The sequence below is a fragment of the Pseudoalteromonas apostichopi genome (genome assembly GCF_030297135.1).
GTDB lineage: Bacteria > Pseudomonadota > Gammaproteobacteria > Enterobacterales > Alteromonadaceae > Pseudoalteromonas > Pseudoalteromonas apostichopi.
Genome location: NZ_AP028065.1, coordinates 356,580 through 375,822 on the forward strand (window position 1 = coordinate 356,580; position 19,243 = coordinate 375,822).

17 protein-coding genes and 7 tRNA genes are annotated in these 19,243 nt (G+C 41.9%); 9 read left to right on the forward strand and 15 right to left on the reverse strand.

What is annotated here, in order from left to right:
- Positions 1-25 precede the first annotated feature (25 nt).
- The 3 genes from pabB (at position 26) to QUE86_RS01525 (ending at position 3,443) form a co-directional block, all read left to right on the forward strand.
- On the forward strand, positions 26-1,369 hold the full coding sequence (gene pabB, locus QUE86_RS01515) for an aminodeoxychorismate synthase component I (protein WP_286258782.1): 1,344 nt from the start codon (positions 26-28) through the stop codon (positions 1,367-1,369).
- A 17-nt stretch (positions 1,370-1,386) separates the two neighbouring features.
- Positions 1,387-1,965, forward strand: a complete 579-nt coding sequence (locus tag QUE86_RS01520) for an NUDIX hydrolase (protein ID WP_130051205.1) — start codon at positions 1,387-1,389, stop codon at positions 1,963-1,965.
- 101 nt (positions 1,966-2,066) lie between these two features.
- Positions 2,067-3,443 (forward strand): L-serine ammonia-lyase, encoded by a 1,377-nt coding sequence (locus QUE86_RS01525; RefSeq protein ID WP_130051204.1) that lies wholly within the window; start codon positions 2,067-2,069, stop codon positions 3,441-3,443.
- Positions 3,444-3,499: 56 nt separating this feature from the next.
- Here the strand turns inward: QUE86_RS01525 and cysB are convergent, their stop codons facing one another.
- A complete protein-coding gene (gene cysB / locus QUE86_RS01530; protein ID WP_130051203.1) occupies positions 3,500-4,477 on the reverse strand; it encodes an HTH-type transcriptional regulator CysB in 978 nt (325 codons plus the stop codon).
- A gap of 298 nt (positions 4,478-4,775) precedes the next feature.
- Between cysB and QUE86_RS01535 the strand changes: the two genes are divergently transcribed.
- Positions 4,776-5,534: a hypothetical protein gene (locus QUE86_RS01535; protein WP_130051202.1), complete on the forward strand. Its 759-nt coding sequence runs from the start codon at positions 4,776-4,778 to the stop codon at positions 5,532-5,534.
- A 26-nt stretch (positions 5,535-5,560) separates the two neighbouring features.
- Here QUE86_RS01535 and QUE86_RS01540 read toward each other — a convergent pair whose 3' ends face one another.
- On the reverse strand, positions 5,561-6,853 hold the full coding sequence (locus tag QUE86_RS01540; RefSeq protein WP_167657755.1) for an NCS2 family permease: 1,293 nt from the start codon (positions 6,851-6,853) through the stop codon (positions 5,561-5,563).
- Between the two features lie 121 nt (positions 6,854-6,974).
- Here QUE86_RS01540 and QUE86_RS01545 point away from each other — a divergent pair, with 121 nt between their 5' ends.
- Positions 6,975-7,439, forward strand: coding sequence for an SEL1-like repeat protein (locus QUE86_RS01545; RefSeq protein ID WP_119852042.1), 465 nt, complete (start codon positions 6,975-6,977; stop codon positions 7,437-7,439).
- Between the two features lie 23 nt (positions 7,440-7,462).
- Here the strand turns inward: QUE86_RS01545 and QUE86_RS01550 are convergent, their stop codons facing one another.
- From QUE86_RS01550 to dnaQ, 10 genes are all read right to left on the reverse strand, one after another.
- The gene (locus tag QUE86_RS01550; protein ID WP_286258794.1) at positions 7,463-8,188 is read right to left on the reverse strand and encodes a helix-turn-helix domain-containing protein; all 726 of its coding nucleotides are present in this window, start codon (positions 8,186-8,188) and stop codon (positions 7,463-7,465) included.
- A gap of 258 nt (positions 8,189-8,446) precedes the next feature.
- Positions 8,447-8,523 (reverse strand) — tRNA-Asp (locus tag QUE86_RS01555).
- Between the two features lie 50 nt (positions 8,524-8,573).
- A tRNA-Asp gene (locus QUE86_RS01560) sits at positions 8,574-8,650 on the reverse strand.
- Positions 8,651-8,681: 31 nt separating this feature from the next.
- Positions 8,682-8,758: transfer RNA gene (locus QUE86_RS01565), tRNA-Asp, on the reverse strand.
- 37 nt (positions 8,759-8,795) lie between these two features.
- Positions 8,796-8,872 (reverse strand) — tRNA-Asp (locus QUE86_RS01570).
- A 29-nt stretch (positions 8,873-8,901) separates the two neighbouring features.
- A tRNA-Asp gene (locus QUE86_RS01575) sits at positions 8,902-8,978 on the reverse strand.
- 41 nt (positions 8,979-9,019) lie between these two features.
- A tRNA-Asp gene (locus tag QUE86_RS01580) sits at positions 9,020-9,096 on the reverse strand.
- A gap of 27 nt (positions 9,097-9,123) precedes the next feature.
- Positions 9,124-9,200, reverse strand: a tRNA-Asp gene (locus tag QUE86_RS01585).
- Between the two features lie 98 nt (positions 9,201-9,298).
- Positions 9,299-10,672 carry a TIGR03503 family protein gene (locus tag QUE86_RS01590; protein WP_178927157.1) on the reverse strand — a complete coding sequence of 458 codons (1,374 nt, stop codon included), beginning with the start codon at positions 10,670-10,672 and terminating at the stop codon, positions 9,299-9,301.
- 9 nt (positions 10,673-10,681) lie between these two features.
- A complete protein-coding gene (dnaQ, locus tag QUE86_RS01595) occupies positions 10,682-11,392 on the reverse strand; it encodes a DNA polymerase III subunit epsilon (RefSeq protein ID WP_130051199.1) in 711 nt (236 codons plus the stop codon).
- A gap of 68 nt (positions 11,393-11,460) precedes the next feature.
- On the opposite strand from dnaQ, the gene rnhA reads away from it, so the two are divergent.
- Positions 11,461-11,928, forward strand: coding sequence for a ribonuclease HI (gene rnhA / locus QUE86_RS01600; RefSeq protein WP_130051198.1), 468 nt, complete (start codon positions 11,461-11,463; stop codon positions 11,926-11,928).
- 89 nt (positions 11,929-12,017) lie between these two features.
- Positions 12,018-12,881, forward strand: coding sequence for an MBL fold metallo-hydrolase (locus QUE86_RS01605; RefSeq protein ID WP_130051197.1), 864 nt, complete (start codon positions 12,018-12,020; stop codon positions 12,879-12,881).
- Here the strand turns inward: QUE86_RS01605 and QUE86_RS01610 are convergent.
- Complete coding sequence (locus QUE86_RS01610; protein ID WP_130051196.1) at positions 12,852-13,610, reverse strand: class I SAM-dependent methyltransferase; 759 nt, start codon at positions 13,608-13,610, stop codon at positions 12,852-12,854. The genes QUE86_RS01605 and QUE86_RS01610 overlap by 30 nt on opposite strands.
- Before the next feature lie 53 nt (positions 13,611-13,663).
- Between QUE86_RS01610 and gloB the strand changes: the two genes are divergently transcribed.
- Complete coding sequence (gene gloB / locus QUE86_RS01615; RefSeq protein WP_130051195.1) at positions 13,664-14,437, forward strand: hydroxyacylglutathione hydrolase; 774 nt, start codon at positions 13,664-13,666, stop codon at positions 14,435-14,437.
- A gap of 147 nt (positions 14,438-14,584) precedes the next feature.
- Complete coding sequence (locus tag QUE86_RS01620) at positions 14,585-16,171, forward strand: LysM peptidoglycan-binding domain-containing protein (RefSeq protein WP_286258800.1); 1,587 nt, start codon at positions 14,585-14,587, stop codon at positions 16,169-16,171.
- Between the two features lie 56 nt (positions 16,172-16,227).
- Here the strand turns inward: QUE86_RS01620 and speB are convergent, their stop codons facing one another.
- Together speB and speA are read right to left on the reverse strand one after the other, a co-directional pair.
- Positions 16,228-17,151, reverse strand: coding sequence for an agmatinase (gene speB / locus QUE86_RS01625; RefSeq protein ID WP_130051193.1), 924 nt, complete (start codon positions 17,149-17,151; stop codon positions 16,228-16,230).
- A gap of 3 nt (positions 17,152-17,154) precedes the next feature.
- Positions 17,155-19,068, reverse strand: coding sequence for a biosynthetic arginine decarboxylase (speA, locus tag QUE86_RS01630; protein ID WP_130051192.1), 1,914 nt, complete (start codon positions 19,066-19,068; stop codon positions 17,155-17,157).
- Between the last annotated feature and the right edge of the window lie 175 nt (positions 19,069-19,243).

Below are 19,243 nucleotides of genomic sequence, written 5' to 3' on the forward strand. Positions count from 1 at the left end.
GGGCTAGTTATTCAGGGCAATGTAGATGATAAACGATGAAAATTTATGCATTAAATTAGAATTAAGCGGTGATTGCATCACGCTATTTACTCATTTCGCTCATTTGCCCCACGCCGTGTTACTTGATTCAGCTAATAGCGAGCATGTGAATAGCCGTTTCGATATCATTGCCATTGCGCCATTAAAGCAATTAGAGGTGCGCGACAATCAGTGCTTTGTAGATGGTAAATTACAATCAAGTGATTGCTTTAGTTTGATGAAATCTGGTCTTAGGGAGTTTAATCACACACCAAACTCAAACAACCTACCTTTTACTGGTGGTTGGCTTGGTTATTTTGGTTATGATTTAGGTCGCGTGATTGAAAGCATGCCGACTACTGCCGAAAACGATATTAATATGCCGCAAATGGCAATAGGTCTTTATCCTGATGCCCTTATTTTTGATAAGCAACAACAAAGCTGGTTTTACGTCTGTCAGCCAAATCATAATCGCTTAGCACTCTATCAACAGCAGCTAAACGAAACACCAGAAAGTGCAGAGTTCGCTCTAACAAGTGACTGGCACTCAAATATGACCAAAGCCAGCTACAGCGAAAAGTTTGAACAAATTCAAGCTTATTTAAAAAGCGGTGATTGCTACCAAATCAACCTTGCTCAGCGATTTAAAGCTGAATTTTCGGGTTCAACATGGCAAGCCTATAAACAGTTGCGAGAAGCCAATAAAGCACCATTCTCAAGCTATATAAACCACCCTGATGGCGCTATTTTATCAATCTCGCCTGAGCGTTTTATTTCAGTTAATCAGGGCCAAATAGAAACCAAACCAATTAAAGGAACGCTTCCTCGTTTGGCCGACCATGAACAAGACCAAGCGCAAGCTTCTCGCTTACAACAATCTGAGAAAGACCGTGCGGAAAATGTCATGATTGTCGATCTTTTGCGTAATGATTTAGGAAAAGTTGCCCGTCCAGGTAGTGTCACCGTGCCGTCCTTATTTGCCATAGAGAGCTTTCCGGCAGTACATCACTTAGTAAGTACTGTGCGCGCAGAATTAACGGATGGCAAAGATGCCGTTGACCAAATTCATGCTGCTTTTCCAGGCGGTTCAATTACTGGAGCACCAAAAATTCGTGCAATGGAAATTATAGAAGAGCTTGAACCGCATCGTCGTAATGTTTACTGCGGCTCAATTGGCTATTTGAGTGCCTGTGGCAACATGGATACTAGTATCACAATTCGTACTTTAGTGTGTCATCAAGGTGCTATCTATTGCTGGGCTGGCGGTGGCATTGTGGCTGATTCAAAGGTCGACTTGGAGTACCAAGAAACTTACGATAAAGTAAATAAAATACTGCCTTTGTTAAAGTAAAAGTTGAAGTAACTACCTTGAATAGTCAGCAAATAATAGCTCGTTTTAGTTTAAGTAAAACCACACAGAGCCCTAGCACCATTCGCTTTAATGCCGAAAAGCGCGCCAGTGCCGTGATGCTACCATTGCTTGATGTAAATGACGAAGCACATTTATTACTATGTAAACGACCAAGTTATCTGCTTCACCACCCGGGGGAAATTTGCTTACCAGGTGGTAAGTATGAAAAGCATGATGACTCTTTGATGCACACAGCCCTTCGAGAGCTCAATGAAGAGCTCAATATTGCGACACATCAAGTGACGGTTCACGGTAAATTACACCAATACGCGACCCTAACCGGTTTCACTATTGAGCCATTTGTTTGTGTCCTTAGCGAAGGCACAACATGGCAGGCAGATCCCAACGAAGTTGCTGCTAGCTTTTTACTGCCTTTATCTTATTTGAGTAATCAACAAAATTGGCAGCCCCTGCCCTTTGAACGAAATGGTAAAATCATTATTTTACAAGGCTTAATGACCCCGCATGGTCTGCTTTGGGGGGCAACAGCCAGCATTATTAATAACTTTATCAAACAGCTCGCCCTACCAGTTTAATTATCCTGCTTTTAGGGTTACACAGACACGTTTAAACGTTATCATGTGGCACCGTTCAAAGGCAGGTAGTATGCCGTTAATAGAAAAATGAGTAGCAAATTATGATCAGTGCATTCGATATGTTTAGTATTGGTATTGGCCCATCGTCATCTCACACTGTTGGCCCAATGCGCGCTTCGCGTTTATTTGTAAACGAATTAGAAGAAAAAAACTTACTTGCAAACGTGACCGATATTAAAGTTGAGCTGTTTGGCTCATTAGGGCAGACAGGTATTGGCCACGGCTCTGGTAAAGCCGTAATATTAGGTCTTGCTGGTTATGATCCAGAAACCATTGATGCTGATTTAGTAGACGATATCCTCGCAAAAATCGAAAAAGAACAGGTTATTTATTTAAACCAAAGCCATAAAGCCAATTTCCCAAAGCAAGGGGCGATTGTATTCCACCGCCGTAAAACACTACCAAAACATTCAAATGCAATGGAAATCATTGCCAGCCAAAATGGCGAAAAATTATTTAGTAAGGTGTATTACTCAATCGGTGGTGGTTTTATCGTAAGCGATGATGAGTTCGAGAACGAAAAACAAAAAGCGCTCGAGATACGCGAAGAAAACCCAGCTCCTTACCCGTTTAATACTGCAAAAGAGCTATTAGATCTATGCCGTGAATCAGGTTTTAGTGTATCAACGCTTATGATGCACAACGAAAAAACTCTACGCAGCGAAAAAGACATTAAAGATGAGCTGTTTAATATTTGGCAAGTAATGAAAGCCTGTATCGAGCGAGGTATGCGTACAGAGGGTATCTTACCAGGTGGTTTAAAAGTAAAACGCCGCGCACCAAGCTTACACCTTAAATTAAATATTGAGGTTAATAATGACCCATTGCGCGCAATGGACTGGGTTGATTTGTTTGCTCTTGCAGTAAATGAAGAAAATGCAGCAGGTGGCCGTGTTGTTACCGCACCAACCAATGGTGCTGCGGGTATCTTGCCAGCGGTATTAATGTATTATCACACTTTCATTAAAGAAGTAGACCGTGATATTGCAACACGTTATTTATTAACAGCTGCAGCAATTGGTATTTTATATAAAAAGAATGCTTCAATTTCGGGTGCTGAAGTAGGTTGCCAAGGTGAAGTGGGCGTTGCCTGCTCAATGGCCGCTGGTGCACTAACTGAAATAATGGGTGGTAATGTTGTGCAAGTTGAAAATGCCGCTGAAATCGGTATGGAGCACAACCTGGGTTTAACTTGTGACCCCGTTGGCGGTCTTGTGCAAGTTCCGTGTATTGAACGTAATGCGATGGGTTCAATTAAAGCAATTAACGCATCACGTTTGGCAATGCGCGGTTCTGGCGAGCAAAAGGTTACGCTTGATAAGGTCATTAAAACCATGCTCGACACAGGAAATGATATGAAAACAAAATACAAAGAAACCGCGCGCGGTGGCTTAGCTGTTAATATCATCGAGTGTTAATTTATAGCACCTTTTGAGCACAATAAAAAAGCCGCTTTAACGCGGCTTCTTTATATCTATTTTACTGGTAATTCAATGTTTTCGAAGAGCTTATCAACATCTTCTTGATTACGTAATAAGCTTGCTTTTTCCACTAACTCTTTAGTTAAGTGTGGTGCAAAACGCTCAATAAAATCATACATGTAGCTGCGTAAAAAGCTGCCTTTTCTAAAACCAATTTTGGTAGTGCTCGCTTCAAATAAGTGGCTTGCATCAATACACACTAAATCAGAATCAGTTATTTGATCAATCGCCATAGACGCCACAACACCCACACCGAGCCCTAAACGGACATAGGTTTTGATTACATCAGCGTCGGTTGCAGTAAATACAATATGCGGCTCAAGGCCATGAGCATTGAAGGCTTTATCTAATTCAGAACGACCAGTAAAACCAAACACATAAGTAATAAGTGGGTATTTAGCCACATCGGCAACGGTTAAATTATCAGCCTTTTGCGCGAGCGGATGTGTTTTTGCCACAACAATACTGCGATTCCAGTGATAACAAGGCAACATGACTAAATCAGAATATAAATGCAATGCCTCAGTCGCAATGGCAAAGTCAGCATCGCCGCGTGCTGCAGCATCTGAAATTTGTTGCGGCGTACCTTGATGCATGTGCAGCGAAACAGCTGGGTACTTTTTCATAAAACCTTGAATAACATTCGGCAATGCATAACGAGCCTGAGTATGAGTAGTCGCAATATTAAGCTTACCTTGATCGGGTAAGGTATGCTCATTGGCAACCGCTTTAATACCTTCAACTTTCGACAGTATTTCCCGTGAGATATTAATAATTTCGTTACCTGCACTGGTTACATGGGTAAGGTGTTTACCACTGCGGCCAAAGATCTGTACACCGAGTTCGTCTTCAAGCATACGAACTTGTTTCGAGATCCCCGGTTGCGAGGTAAATAAACTTTCTGCTGTTGCGGATACATTCAGTTTATGATTTTGGACTTCGACTATATATCTGAGTTGTTGTAGTTTCATGGCTGCATTGTAGACGTTGTTATTGTTTATTTATAAAGGCTGTAAAGCGCAATGCCAAGCGATATTTCATCGCGCTATACATTTATATCGATTGTTTCTAAGGCTAACACATTAAATTACAGCTCGGTAGCGGTGTTTACTCGCAAAATATTCAATAAAGGTGCTAGTTTAAGGCTATACTCATTATAAAGTAGTAAGTGTAAGAAGTTTATTCGAGATAACTAACCGCAAAACTGTTCAGATCTAATCTTTTTAATGTAAGATAAAAAAATTAGATAGTTAAAACTGAGATTTAGTAATGATTGTTTCTATCATCATCATGCTCATTGTTGCATTAATTGTGATCGCACTATGGGTCAGTGCAGTGCAACAACATAAAGAAAAACAAGAAGCAGAGCGCCGTAAAGAGCTTACAAAACAGAAAAAAATCATTGAAGAAGCAGAGGATGTACTGCTTAACAGTGCCAATATCCCAATGTCTGAAAATATCCTACGTATTATTCAGCGTCGTATTTATGATGCTTTAGCAGGTATGGTAGAGCTCTCTCCAAGCTCAAAAGAATTGAAAAACAGATTAAAAGAATCAAAAGAACGTTTAGCCTCTCCTATCGAAGCTAATAATAGTGATGCATTAGCCCTACCAGATAACGACAAACAACTGATTGCCCTAATTCAAGGGATAAAGAAATTACGTGCCTTACTTCGCTCAGAGCATGGCAAAGGTAAAATAGATAGCCAAATATTTGTTGCTGAAGATAAACGTCTTGAAAAGTTACAACTGCGAATCAATGTAGAAAGCCAAATTAAGCGTGGTATCTCTGCCCGTTCAGCAAACATGGTGGGTTCTGCCAGACAGTATTTTGAAAAGGCACTTGCGACTCTCAGCGCAGTTAGCTATAGCGATGATTATGTTAATACCAAAAAGCAAGAAGTAGAGAATTATCTAGAAACGATTAGTTCTGAATTAAAAGCATCAAATGCAACGTCACTGAAGAAAAAAGCAGAACAAGAGCAAGACGATTTAGATGTATTATTCGCACCAAAGAAAAAGTGGTAAACCACTTTTTCTTTGCTTTGTGCTAATTAAGATAAAAACGCAAACTTAACAATAAACAGCGCTGTTAATACCCACACACTAATACTGATTTCATCTTTTTTACCACATACCAACTTCACTGCAGTATACGAAATAAAACCAAGTGCAATACCGTGTGCAATCGAGAAAGTGAGCGGTGTCATTAATAATACCACGCTGACAGGGATTGCATCTGTCATATCATCCCAATTTACCAGCTTTAAGTTTTGCATCATTAAAACAGCAACATACAAAATCGCACCCGCAGTTGCATAAGCTGGGATCATACTAGCAAGTGGCGCAAAGAACATCATTAACAAAAAACAAATGCCTACAACCACAGCAGTAAGACCTGTACGGCCGCCCACTGACACACCTGCTACTGATTCAATGTAAGACGTTGTTGTTGATGTACCAAGCATTGAACCTGCAATGGTAGCTGTGCTGTCGGCACTTAATGCACGACCTAAACGAGGCATTTTACCTTGTTCATCAGCAAGACCTGCTTTTTGCGTTACAGCAACTAAAGTGCCTGAAGTATCAAACAAATCAACAAATAAGAACGCAAAAACCACTGTTAGCATTGAGATTTCGAATGCGGCTGCAAAGTCCAATTGCATAAAGGTTGGTGCAATTGAAGGCGGCATTGAAATAATTCCTTGATATTCCACAAGGTCTAAACCAAGCGCAATAGCCGTTACTAGTAAAATACTAATAAGCACGCCGCTTTTCATATCGCGATATAACAGCGCAGCAATAACAAAGAAGCTAAAAATCGCAAGTAGTGGACCTGGGGCTGTGATATCACCTAACTGCACTAAGGTTGCAGGGCTTGCTACGATAATCCCAGCGTTTTTCAATGCAATAAGCGCTAAGAAAGCACCGATACCTGTGGCAATGGCACGCTTTAATACCAGTGGAATAGCATCAATGATCCACTCTCTCACCTTAAATAGGCTTAAGAATAAGAAAATACAGCCAGACATAAAAACTGCACCTAATGCAGCTTGCCAAGTGTAGCCCATGCCCAAAACAACACCATAAGTGAAGAAGGCGTTTAAGCCCATACCCGGAGCCAGTGCTAATGGGTAGTTTGCCCATAAACCCATGATAAAACAGCCAATTGCAGCAGCAATACAGGTTGCTACGAATGCCGCACCTTGATCCATTCCCGCTTCTGCTAGCATGGCAGGGTTAACAAATACAATGTAAACCATGGTAATGAATGTTGTGATGCCAGCAATAGTCTCGCGGCGCACAGAGGTGTTGTTTTCAGTGATTTTGAAAAGTCTTTCGAACATGTTGAACTTTAAGTTGAGATTAATTGGCTAATTTTATCATATTTTATCTCAATAAGAGGACATTTTGCCTTGCAATGTTCTAAACTAATAAGGTCTTTTAATTCAAGAAAATAACTAAACTATGTCTGATAATTCGCCAGTAGGCTTAGATTTAGAGCAACAGCTTGATAATGTACTTGCCTTTATTACCCAACCCGATAAAGGGTCGGCGCCAGATAAAAGTACTCAATCTGTTGAAAACGTACTAAACAAAGCTTTGTATTATTTAAAAAATGAACAGCCTCCCCTTGCAGCCAAATGGATGCGCCTAGCTGCTATGGCAGGTAATCATAGAGCGCAATTCTACATGGGGCTATTTTTTATCAAAGGGCAAGGTGTTCCGCACAGCGTATTTCATGGTGCGGTTTGGCTAAGTTTGGCAAGTAGTCAAGGATATGAGCCTGCAACCGCTGCTCTTGATGACCTTAGAAAGCACATTAGTACTCGCCGATTACATGATGCGCAAAGCTATGCAGCGACCTTATACGAACAAATCCACCAGCAACAGTTTGCTCATTTAATTCCTCGTGACCCTGACGCCAGCTAACACGCGTCAGGTTCTGCAACTCATTAATGCTGTCTTGTCAGTTTACTCTCAAATGTGATGAGACCTGCACCAACCACAAGCAATAAGATACCTAAAAACTCAAGCCACACATGGCCTTTATGCGGCTTGATAATAGGTGTTTTTGAAGTAAGGCTGTATAAGCGTCTGCTGTCTTGCTCGCCAGGCTCTACAAACGAGATGCCCTTATAGTCAGCTGAGATAATAAATTTAAAATCATGCCTGCTAATCATTTCTCGACGTTTTGCATCTATTTTCTCGCGGCTTTGTTCAACGAGTAGCGTTCGCCAATCATGAAAAATGCCATCTGGTTCATTATCTTTCACTACACCGTATGATTTGTACTCATAGAACATTGTATTGAATAGCTTTTCTTGATGCCCTAAATAAAACATGGCACAGCCTAGCGCACTCAACAGTATGGCAACATATATCAATGAGCGCTGTTTAATGAATTGTTTATTACTTTGTCGCTTATACCAAGCTTCAATGTCAGGCACATTAATCAATCTCGCTTTATCTGCCGAGTGTTTTAATGGCTCCATAAAGTCACAAATTGTTAGGTTGAGCGCCGTTAGTATCGAACGAAATGTGTCATTTGAAGGCACTGATTTATCGTTCTCAAGTTTTGAAAGGTAGCTTTGTTCTATCCCAACTTGCTCAGCAAATTCTGGTTGGCTTAGTTTTAGCTCACTGCGATAGTGTTTTAGTTGTGTTCCAAATGTACTCATAATGCATTTCCTTTTTGTTGTGGAGCCGCCATTCTTTGCTATTCATGCAGATATAAGAAGCTGAATAAATAGGAATAATGAAGAATATTAGCAAGATAGGATGAAAGATACGAGATACGAGATACGAGATACGAGATACGAGATACGAGATACGAGATACGAGATACGAGATACGAGATACGAGATACGATGTCAGTATAAGAGAAAAGTACGCTGTAATGTAAAGATTTATCTAATCATTTGTTTGAGGAAAACAAATGGCGGAGTGGACGGGACTCGAACCCGCGACCCCCGGCGTGACAGGCCGGTATTCTAACCAACTGAACTACCACTCCGCAGTGGTATGTGCATGGGGTAATGCACTTAATTTGTTTATGATATCAAATGGCGGAGTGGACGGGACTCGAACCCGCGACCCCCGGCGTGACAGGCCGGTATTCTAACCAACTGAACTACCACTCCGCAGAGATATCATTGTTATTACTTAATTTGTTGGCGGAGTGGACGGGACTCGAACCCGCGACCCCCGGCGTGACAGGCCGGTATTCTAACCAACTGAACTACCACTCCGCGATACAAATTTTGTAATAAAATAGCGTTTAAATAGTGGCGGAGTGGACGGGACTCGAACCCGCGACCCCCGGCGTGACAGGCCGGTATTCTAACCAACTGAACTACCACTCCGCAGTATCTAATGCTATTTATTTTCCTATTGGCGGAGTGGACGGGACTCGAACCCGCGACCCCCGGCGTGACAGGCCGGTATTCTAACCAACTGAACTACCACTCCGCAAAGGAAAATGTTTTACAACCATAAGTTGTGCAAGTAATTGGCGGAGTGGACGGGACTCGAACCCGCGACCCCCGGCGTGACAGGCCGGTATTCTAACCAACTGAACTACCACTCCAGCGCATACTTACAAATTGTCGAAAATTGGCGGAGTGGACGGGACTCGAACCCGCGACCCCCGGCGTGACAGGCCGGTATTCTAACCAACTGAACTACCACTCCACATTTTCGTTGCTGACTGAGTCTCCCCTGACAGCGGCGTGAATAATACGAATCACCCTCTGGTTCGTCAAGGGGTTTTTTGTATTTTTACAGGTTTTTTAGTCATCTGACATCGAAAGGTTTAAAATTTCACCTGATTTGTCATTTTTTGAGCCGTTTTTGCCAACTTCATTTTCATTCGTTGCTTGCTCATCATTTTCGGTTTGATTTTTTTTCTTTAAAAACGGTAACGAGAATTTAAATTTAAGCGGTTTCTTTTGAACAAAAATTCTAATTGCTAGCCAACCCAATAAAAGTACGGTTAAATTTCCAACAACAATTAAGGTCACCATGAGCATGGTGGATGTTTTTTGTTCTTCTTCAAGAATTCGTTGTTGCTCCGCTTGCGCTTCTAAATCAATTTCAGGGCGAACAATTTCTGGTACAGCTTCAATTGGGCGCTCTATTTCAAATTTATAAGTAGGTAAAGTAGCCATAAATTCACGGTCATTTATATTGCTACCAAATACAGAAAGCTCGACACTGTATCGACCCCAATCATAATTTTTAATGGCAAGCTCACGTGTTTGCGATTTATCAGCATCTAAAGAGAACATTTGCTCTTCATTATTGGGGTAATATATTTTTCCTTGAATAAGCACTGTTTCTGGTTTGACGATTTCAGGATTTAAGGTGATCGTTAAAATGTGATCATCTTCATCTTGCTCAGCAAGTGCTATTTCGTAAGCAAAAGGCGGTTCGTGCACGACAATGGGTTTTTGTACCACGGTACGCTTTAATATAGGGGTTTCTATATAAAGCTCGGGTTGCCACTCCCCGGCTGGGAATATCAGCTTAAATTCACCGGTAAACACACCATCAAGAGGACGCTCATCAAAGCCACGCCCATCATCTCTAAAATCGGTAACACTTTGCGTACCTGCGCCAAAGTTTGCGAAATCACTATTATTCGTGCTGACAAAATCAACGTGTAGACTTATTACATCACGAAACTGGCCAACTTCTATAGGCTCACCATCATTTAATACGCGGCCAGTCAGTTTGACTGTTTCTCCACGAAACAGCATAGGCGGGAGTGGATCAACATTAAGCTCAATTTCACCCAGCACCATTATACGGCTATCTGGCAAAATGCTGCCGACTACTTGCCAGGGACCAGGCATTGGGTTGCTGATGGTGATCAAGTCATAGCTTAATTCATCATGCCAGTCGAGGTCATCATTTTTGACTGAGTCAGTAGCATAGTACTTGGTACCATCAGGGCGAACTAAAACAACGGCAGGCGCACCGCGCTTACGAAAGAAGAGTAAAGTAACTTTATCGATTTTATGGTCAATACGAAAACGGTTCTCTAGCAGGGGAATTTCATTTTGCACCCCATCACGTTCTAATGGGGTTATTTTATCTTGCTCGTTGGCAAATCCCGTTAAGGGAATTAAACACACTAATCCTGCTAGTAGTTGTTTTCTCATTTTATTACCCTATTCTGCACGCCATAAGCATTGACCACCTTTAGCGACCAAGTCTAAACGCTCTTCATGAGCGGCGTGCTCTTGTTCTGTTGCTCTTAATACGACAAGCGGTGCTCTATCAGCACTAAGTCGGCGAATACCACCAGCTTGTTGTGTTGAGCTTTCATCTTTATTTTGATTAAGATTCAGCTTTACTTGTCCACCCGTCATAGAAAGGTAAACATCTGCTAGAATTTCGGAATCCAGCAGTGCGCCGTGTAAGGTACGCTTTGAGTTATCAATATCGTAACGACGACAAAGTGCATCAAGGTTATTCTTTTGACCTGGATGCAAGTCACGCGCCATTTTCAAAGTATCAAGTACACTACATACATCGGCAGTATTCGGAAAACCTTGATTTAACAATGCAAATTCATTGTCCATGTGACCGATATCGAACGCAGCGTTGTGGATTACAAGCTCAGCGCCGCGAATATATTCTAAAAATTCATGAGCAATCTGGTGGTATAAAGGCTTATCACGCAAAAATTCATTGGTTATACCGTGAACGTCTATCGCTTCTTCTTCTATTTCACGCTGTGGATTGATATACACATGAAAGTTGTTGCCAGTAAGGCGGCGATTAACAAGTTCAACACAACCGATTTCAATAATGCGGTGGCCTTGCTTTGGGTCAATACCCGTGGTTTCTGTATCTAAAACTATTTGTCTATGTGCCATATCGTCTTAAGCCTGACTCTGGTATCTTTCTATCATCACTTTATTGTACACAATATCAAGGTAAAACAGTGCAGAAAACCGTAGAGATTTACACCGATGGATCATGTTTAGGTAATCCAGGGCCTGGAGGTTATGGCATCGTGATGCGATACAACGGTCACGAGAAGCAATTAAGTCAAGGTTATACCCTAACAACAAATAATCGGATGGAAATGCTCGCAGCTATCGTTGCACTAGAAACCCTCACCCGCTCTTGTCACGTCATTCTCACCACCGATAGCCAATATGTGAAACAAGGGATTGAGTCATGGGTCGAAAATTGGAAAAAACGCGGCTGGAAAACAGCAGCAAAAAAGCCAGTCAAGAATGTCGATTTATGGAAACGACTTGATGCAGCATGCCAACAGCATGACGTAGAATGGCGCTGGGTAAAAGGCCATAGCGGCAATAAATATAATGAAATTGTTGACGATCTTGCTCGCGAAGCTGCTGGCAGCGATGAATTACTTGAAGACACAGGTTACGACGGTAATTAAGGTGCCTTGAAATAAACTTGGCGCAGGCCGTTTTATATTTTTGTTATATGTTATAAGATTTGGCTATAACGAATTATAAAGGACTCATTATGGCTCTGCGCATTCACTCTTTTTATCATCAACAAAGCGCCACTCTCTGTTATTTAGTTAGTTGTGAAAGCACTAAAGATTGCTTGCTGATTGATGCACCCGCTGATTTTGATATGCCAAGTGGTGAGTTAAGTTTTACAACAGCCAATGAGATCATCAGCTACATAAAGACTGAGCAGCTCACATTACAATGGCTACTTGAGACCCATGCACATGCTGACCATATCACCGCAGCAAGTTATATAAAGCAACAATTACAAAACACACATCCCTGTAAGCTTGGTACAGGCGAAGGGATCACACACGTTCAAAAACACTTTAGCCAACTTTATAATCTAGATATGCCATGTAATGGTGAACCGTTTGATGCCTTATTTGCTAATAAAGCACAATTTCAGTTAGGTGATTACACGGTTGATGTGATTGCCACACCGGGCCACACTCCTGATAGTGTGTGTTACCACATTGATGGCAATGTATTTGTAGGTGACACCTTCTTTATGCCAGACAGCGGCACAGCCCGCTGTGACTTCCCTGGCGGTAGTGCAGCCGAGTTATATGATTCACTACAACGTATTTTAGCTTTACCTGACGACACGGTACTTTGGATGTGTCATGACTACCAACCAGATGGCCGCCCTCTCGCGAACAAAACCACAGTGAAAGAGCAGCGTGAGCAAAACATTCATTTAAAAGGCGATAAACAAAGCTTTATTGCAACTCGGGAAGACCGCGATGCAACCTTAGCTGTACCAAAGCTGCTGCACCCTTCTATTCAATTAAATATTCGTGCAGGCCAATACCCAAGCAAAACGGATACTCACCAACACTATTTAGCTATCCCGCTCACAGTGCTGCTTTGATGTTTGTCTAAGCCCAGCTCCTTTTACCGGCGAAAATTGCGGCCTTGCATGCCATTTAGGTTTAATTGGTGTAAGCGGGGCCACACGTTTTCGAGCCACCAGCATATAAACACTCCCCATTGGCTTTAAATATTGTTGACCAAAACTACGCCAAGCAGCAAAGCGTGATAAACGGCTCCCTCTTGCAAGCGATGAATGGATAAATCGCTCATCCGAAATAATCTCAAAACCCAATAGATTCAGCCAATCTTTTACTCGCGACGGTGTAAAAAAGCGCCCTGTCCAAGGAAGCTTTTGGCGACTAAAAGGTAAAAGCTGCGCCAATCCACACAAGCTAAACGGGTTAAAGCCCGTGATCACCAGATAGCCACCGGGAATTAAAGTACGGTGTGCTTCGCGTAAGATGTGGTGCGGATCAGAATGATATTCTAAGCAATGCGATAAAATACATGCATCAACACTGTGCTCATAAAAAGGCAGTTCGTCTACATCCGCAATTACACCGGTAAATAACCCCTGCTCTGCTACACAAACTTGATGCTTAATAGGACTTTCACTGGTTGCCAGCTCACCACTTAAATTACCAAGTTTGAGCATGTGATAGCCAAACATGCGTGGCAGCCATGGCGTTAGCTTACGTTCAATTTCAGCACGTAAATAGTCACCATGAGGGAACTGCTGCCAAGAGTATGGCTTAGGACCTTCTTGAAAACTAAGGGCTGGTTTCATTTTCTGAGCTCGTTATACTGTGTGTTAACTGTCACTTTATAGAGCAATTAAACATGGTGCAAGTTAAAGCAATTAAAGCCTTTTCTGATAATTACATTTGGTGCATCAGCAATGAGGCTGAGCAAACTGCATGGGTTGTAGACCCAGGTCAAGCAGAACCTGTTTTAAACTACCTAAACGAGCAAAACTTAACACTTTGCGGTATTTTGATTACCCATCACCACTATGACCATACCGATGGCGTTGCTGCACTGGTTAAGGCATTTCGTGATATTCCGGTTTATGGGCCAAGACACAGCCCTTTTAAAGGCATTACTCATGGCGTATCAGAAGCGGATAAAGTCACTGTGTATGATTACACTTTTACCGTGCTTGCGACACCCGGTCATACCCTAGACCATGTTTGTTACATTAATGACGAATTAAGTTTTACTGGCGACACCTTATTTAGTGCTGGCTGCGGACGATTATTTGAAGGCAGTGCTGAGCAAATGTGGCACTCACTATGTAAATTAAGAGCCCTGCCAGATGAGTGTAAAATCTATTGCACTCATGAATACACGCAAGCCAACTTAGCCTTTGCAAAAGCCGTTGAACCAAATAATGAATACCTACTCAACTACAGTGATAAAGTAGATATGCTGCGTGCCAACGGCGAAATAAGCCTGCCAACTCAGTTAGGCGTTGAAAAACAAATAAATCCATTTTTGCGTAGCAACGTAGCAACTATCACCGATGAGCTGCCTGATGAGCTAAAAATTAATTTGGATCTGAATGAACCTTGGCAACGCTTTTCAGGTCTCAGAGCTTGGAAAGATAACTTTTAAATAAACGTAAACGCGAGTGTTTACAATTTTGTATATTTAGATCAGCATCTTGCAATAATAAGCTGACATAAACTGGTCATAAAGTGGCAATATGTTCTCAGAGCAGGTAATATTCGCCGAGTTTTTTTACCTGATGTATGGGTATATATGTATAAGTCTCCTTTAGTTTTATCACTTGCGCTGATTTTAAGTGGCTGTCAATTAACAGCCTCTGACTCAGCAAGTACAGATGTTGCGAACAATAATGTTGAGCAACAATTAGACGGCGCAAGTCCGAGCGACATCAATGATGCATTGATGATCAACGCTCAGTATCAACAATTAACCGATATTGATGAGCCGCCTCCTGTATTTGATGATGTATGGGAACGTATTCGCTACCAGCTTTCGATTGATGTGCCACAAAACCGCCCTGTTGTTGCTGAGCGTAACTATTATGCGCGTCATCAGGCCTATTTAGATCGTATCTCGAAGCGAGCTGAGCCATACCTATACTTCATTGTTGAAGAAGTCGAAAAACGTCAAATGCCAATCGAAATTGCCCTTTTACCCATTGTAGAAAGTGCATTTGACCCATTTGGCTATTCGCACCGCAGTGCTTCAGGTATCTGGCAATTTATGCCACAGACCGGTGAGCGTTTTGATTTAAAACAAAACTGGTGGTATGACGGTCGTCGTGACATTGTGCAATCGACCCGTGCAGCCCTTGATTACTTATCATATTTACACAAAACCTTAGAAGGCGATTGGCTAAATGCCATTGCGGCCTATAACTCAGGTGAAGGTCGTTTACTTCGCGCCATTAAAAAGAACCGTAAAAAGCATTTACCAACGGATTTTTGGTCACTTGATTTACCAAAAGAAACCACTTCGTACGTACCAAAGCTGTTAGCGCTGTCTGATCTAGTAAAACGCAGCGACGAGTTTGGTGTGAAGTGGCAGCCAATTATTAATGCTCAAGTAGTTGAAGCGGTTAATGTAGGAAGCCAAATCGACTTGGCACTCGCTGCTGATATGGCAGATATTAGCTTAACTGAACTTTATCGTTTGAACCCTGGTTTTAATCGCTGGGCGACTGATCCAAATGGACCGCACTTTTTATTATTACCGTCAGATAAAGTTGAATCGTTTTCTGAGAGACTAGCAAAAACAGAGCAAAAAGACCGACTGCGCTGGCAGCAATATGTGGTTGCACGTGGTGACAGCTTATCTGTGATTGCGAAGAAGTTTTCTACAAGTACAAATGCCATTAAAACGCTGAATAAACTTTCATCGAATACTATTCGTGTTGGTCAGCAATTACTTGTGCCACTAAGTGATGGTGAGATAAATAGCCAGCATTTACCAAAATCAGTACGTATGGCAGCGAATAAAGCAACGCGTAAAAAGCTAAGCCATAAAGTCGCCAGTGGCGATACACTTTGGGATATCAGCCGTGAGTACGATGTGACTATTGCAGAACTAGCAACATGGAATAAGCTGAAAAAAAATTCAGTGCTTCGTCTTGGTCAAAAGCTAACTGTATATAAGGAAGAAAAGTCACAACTTGCTGCGACACAAACCAAAGAGCGAACAATTACCTATAAAGTTCGTCGTGGTGACTCGTTAGCGCGAATTGCCGCTAAGTTTAATGTTTCTGTGCAAGATATTATCAAATGGAACTCATTAGCTGGACAAAAATACATTCAGCCTGGGCAAAAGCTTAAGTTAAAAGTTGATGTACGAAGCGCATAACGGCTTCATTTTATGTTAAAAAAAGAGCGCCTTTAGGCGCTCTTTGTCTCTCTCACTTAGTATTTATGCTTTAAAGCCCATAAGTGTAATAACTCATTGGCAATGGTCGCTGCGGCAATCGCGGTTAATTCACTTTGATCATATGATGGCGATACTTCAACCACATCCATACCGACCATATTAATGCCCTTCAATGCACGAAGCACCTTAAGCACTTTATCGCTTGTTAAGCCACCACACACAGGTGTGCCTGTCCCTGGAGCGAATGCAGGGTCAAGGCAGTCAATATCAAAGGTTAGATACACAGGTAAGTCACCCACGCGTGCTTTGATTTGCTCAGCGATATCTTGTGCAGGTAAATCATTGGCAGCCATTGCATCAATCACCGCAAACTCATGTTTGCTCTGATCAAAGTCAGTACGAATACCAATTTGAATACTGTGTTCAACATCAATGAGTCCTTCCATCGGCGCATGATAAAACATGGTACCGTGATCATAACGTGAGCCATTGCTGTAAGTATCTGTGTGAGCATCAAAATGAACTAATGCCATCTTACCGTATTGCTTAGCATGGGCGCGCAGTAAAGGCAAAGTCACAAAATGGTCGCCACCTAAGCCTAATAATGTTTTACCTTGACGAAGAATTTGCTCAGCCGCTAATTCTAATTGCGCTGTAAAATATTCTGGGTCACCTACTGGGTAGGTAAAATCACCAGCATCAGCTAATTTTAAACGCTCAAACAACGGGAACGTCCACGGGTACTTGATTTCTTCCCACGCAAGGTGCACAGAGGCACGACGAATTGCATCAGGGCCTAAACGTGCACCTGGGCGACCCGAGGTCGCCAGGTCAAATGGTAAACCTAGCACCACTACATCGGCATCGATTGCAGTGATGTTTTGCACCATCGGCTGACGTAGAAACGTCATGCCGTTTGAATATAACGAATGATCTGTGTGGTCAAACAATGTCGACATTGCTTATAACTCTTCTAAATAAGTGTAACCATTTAAGCCAGTTTGCAACTCATCTAATACGCTTTGCTGCTCTGATTCTGGTAATTTTGCCGCTACCAGTTGGGCGTAAGATTGCTGAAAACCTTCTACATCTAAATGTACATAACGCATCATGTCAGCAACGGTATCACCCTCGTTAACTTCAGTGATTTTCGCCTGACCCTGCTCGTCCATTTTTATAATTGCACTGTGCGTGTCACCAAATAAATTATGCATATCACCTAAAATCTCTTGGTAAGCACCCACTAAGAAAAAGCCCATTAAATAAGGTTTTTCTTCGCTAAATGCTGGTACCGGCAAGGTGCTTTCAATACCTTGACCATCGACATAGTGCTCCATAGCACCATCTGAGTCGCAGGTAATATCAAGTAACACTGCACGCTTTTGTGGTGCCTCTGTTAAACCACTTAAAGGCAAAACAGGAAACACCTGGTCAATACCCCATGCATCCGGTAATGACTGGAACAATGAAAAGTTCACAAAAAACTTATCTGCTAAACGCGCATTTAATTCATCAATAATCGGACGATGAAAACGGTTTTTGTTATCCATATGTTTGTTAAGTTCATAACATACACGTAAGTTAACTTGCTCCGCCCATGCTCGCTCTGTTAAATCTAATAAGCCAAGTGCAAATTGATTATGTGCTTCGGCTAAATCACCTTGGCTATCATGATAAATTTCAATTAATGCACGGTCGTCATTGTCATCACTTAACTGCTGCCATGATGTCCACATGTTTTTTAATAATAGTGGTGCATCAGCGGCTGGCGCTTGAATGTCTTCTGGTACATAGCTTTCGGTACCAATAACATTCGAAATCAATACAGCATGGTGCGCTGTTAACGCACGACCTGATTCAGAAATAATGCGCGGCATTGGTTGCTCATATAACTTACAGGTATCACCAATGGTGTATACAATGTTATTAGCATATTCACTTAAGCTGTAGTTCATTGAGTTATGAGACTGGCTACGTGTACCGTCATAATCTACCGCTAAACCGCCACCTACATCTAAACAATCAATTTGTGCACCTAATTTGCGTAACTCACAGTAAAAACGCGCAGCTTCACTCACACCTAAGCGAACATCGCGGATGTTTGCCATTTGCGAGCCAAGGTGAAAGTGTACAAGTTGGATCAGATCAAGTTGATCAGATGCTTTTAAACGATTAACCACACTGAGTACTTGCGATGCCGACAAACCAAATTTTGATTTTTCGCCACCACTTGCTTGCCACTTGCCCTTACCTTGCGACGCTAAACGTACACGAATACCAATGCGTGGCTTTACGTTTAACTCTTTTGCTTGGCTAAGCACCATGTCTAGCTCAGACAGTTTTTCAAGAACAATGTAAACCTTGTGACCTAGCTTCTCGCCAATCAGTGCTAAACGAATGTATTCTTGGTCTTTATAGCCATTACATACAATTACAGCACTGGTTTTTTCAGCCATGGCTAAAACCGTTAATAGCTCAGGTTTACTGCCCGCTTCTAGACCCAATTGCTTCTTTTCAATATCAGCTTGGCTTGCAACTATTTCTTCAACAACTTCGCGTTGTTGGTTTACTTTAATTGGATAAACAAGCAAATAGTCTTTCGGGTACCCATAATTTTCAATTGCCGTGTTAAATGCCTGACATAAGCTATGTACACGATGATGTAAAATTTGTGGAAAACGAACCAACGCAGGCAAGCTTAAGCCTTTGTCTTGTAATTGCTGTGCGATATCGATTAGTGCAATGGTTTGCTCTGGGGCATGGGCCTTTGGCGCAACATACACATCACCTTGATCATTAATACCAAAGAAACCTTGGCTCCAATGACGAACATTGTAACTCGTGCGAGCTTGTTCTAGTGATGTTGTCTCTTTCATCTATCTTTCTCTTTTATTTTAGTAATGCCAAAAACGGCAAGGGTTGTTGCCGCGCATTAAAAGAAAAATAGTGATTCAAGTCCAACAAGAATTTTTACTCGTAACGAGTGATTTTTAATGTGAAAAACGAATCGATAATTCCCTACCCATACTCAAAATTATTTAAGGACAGGCA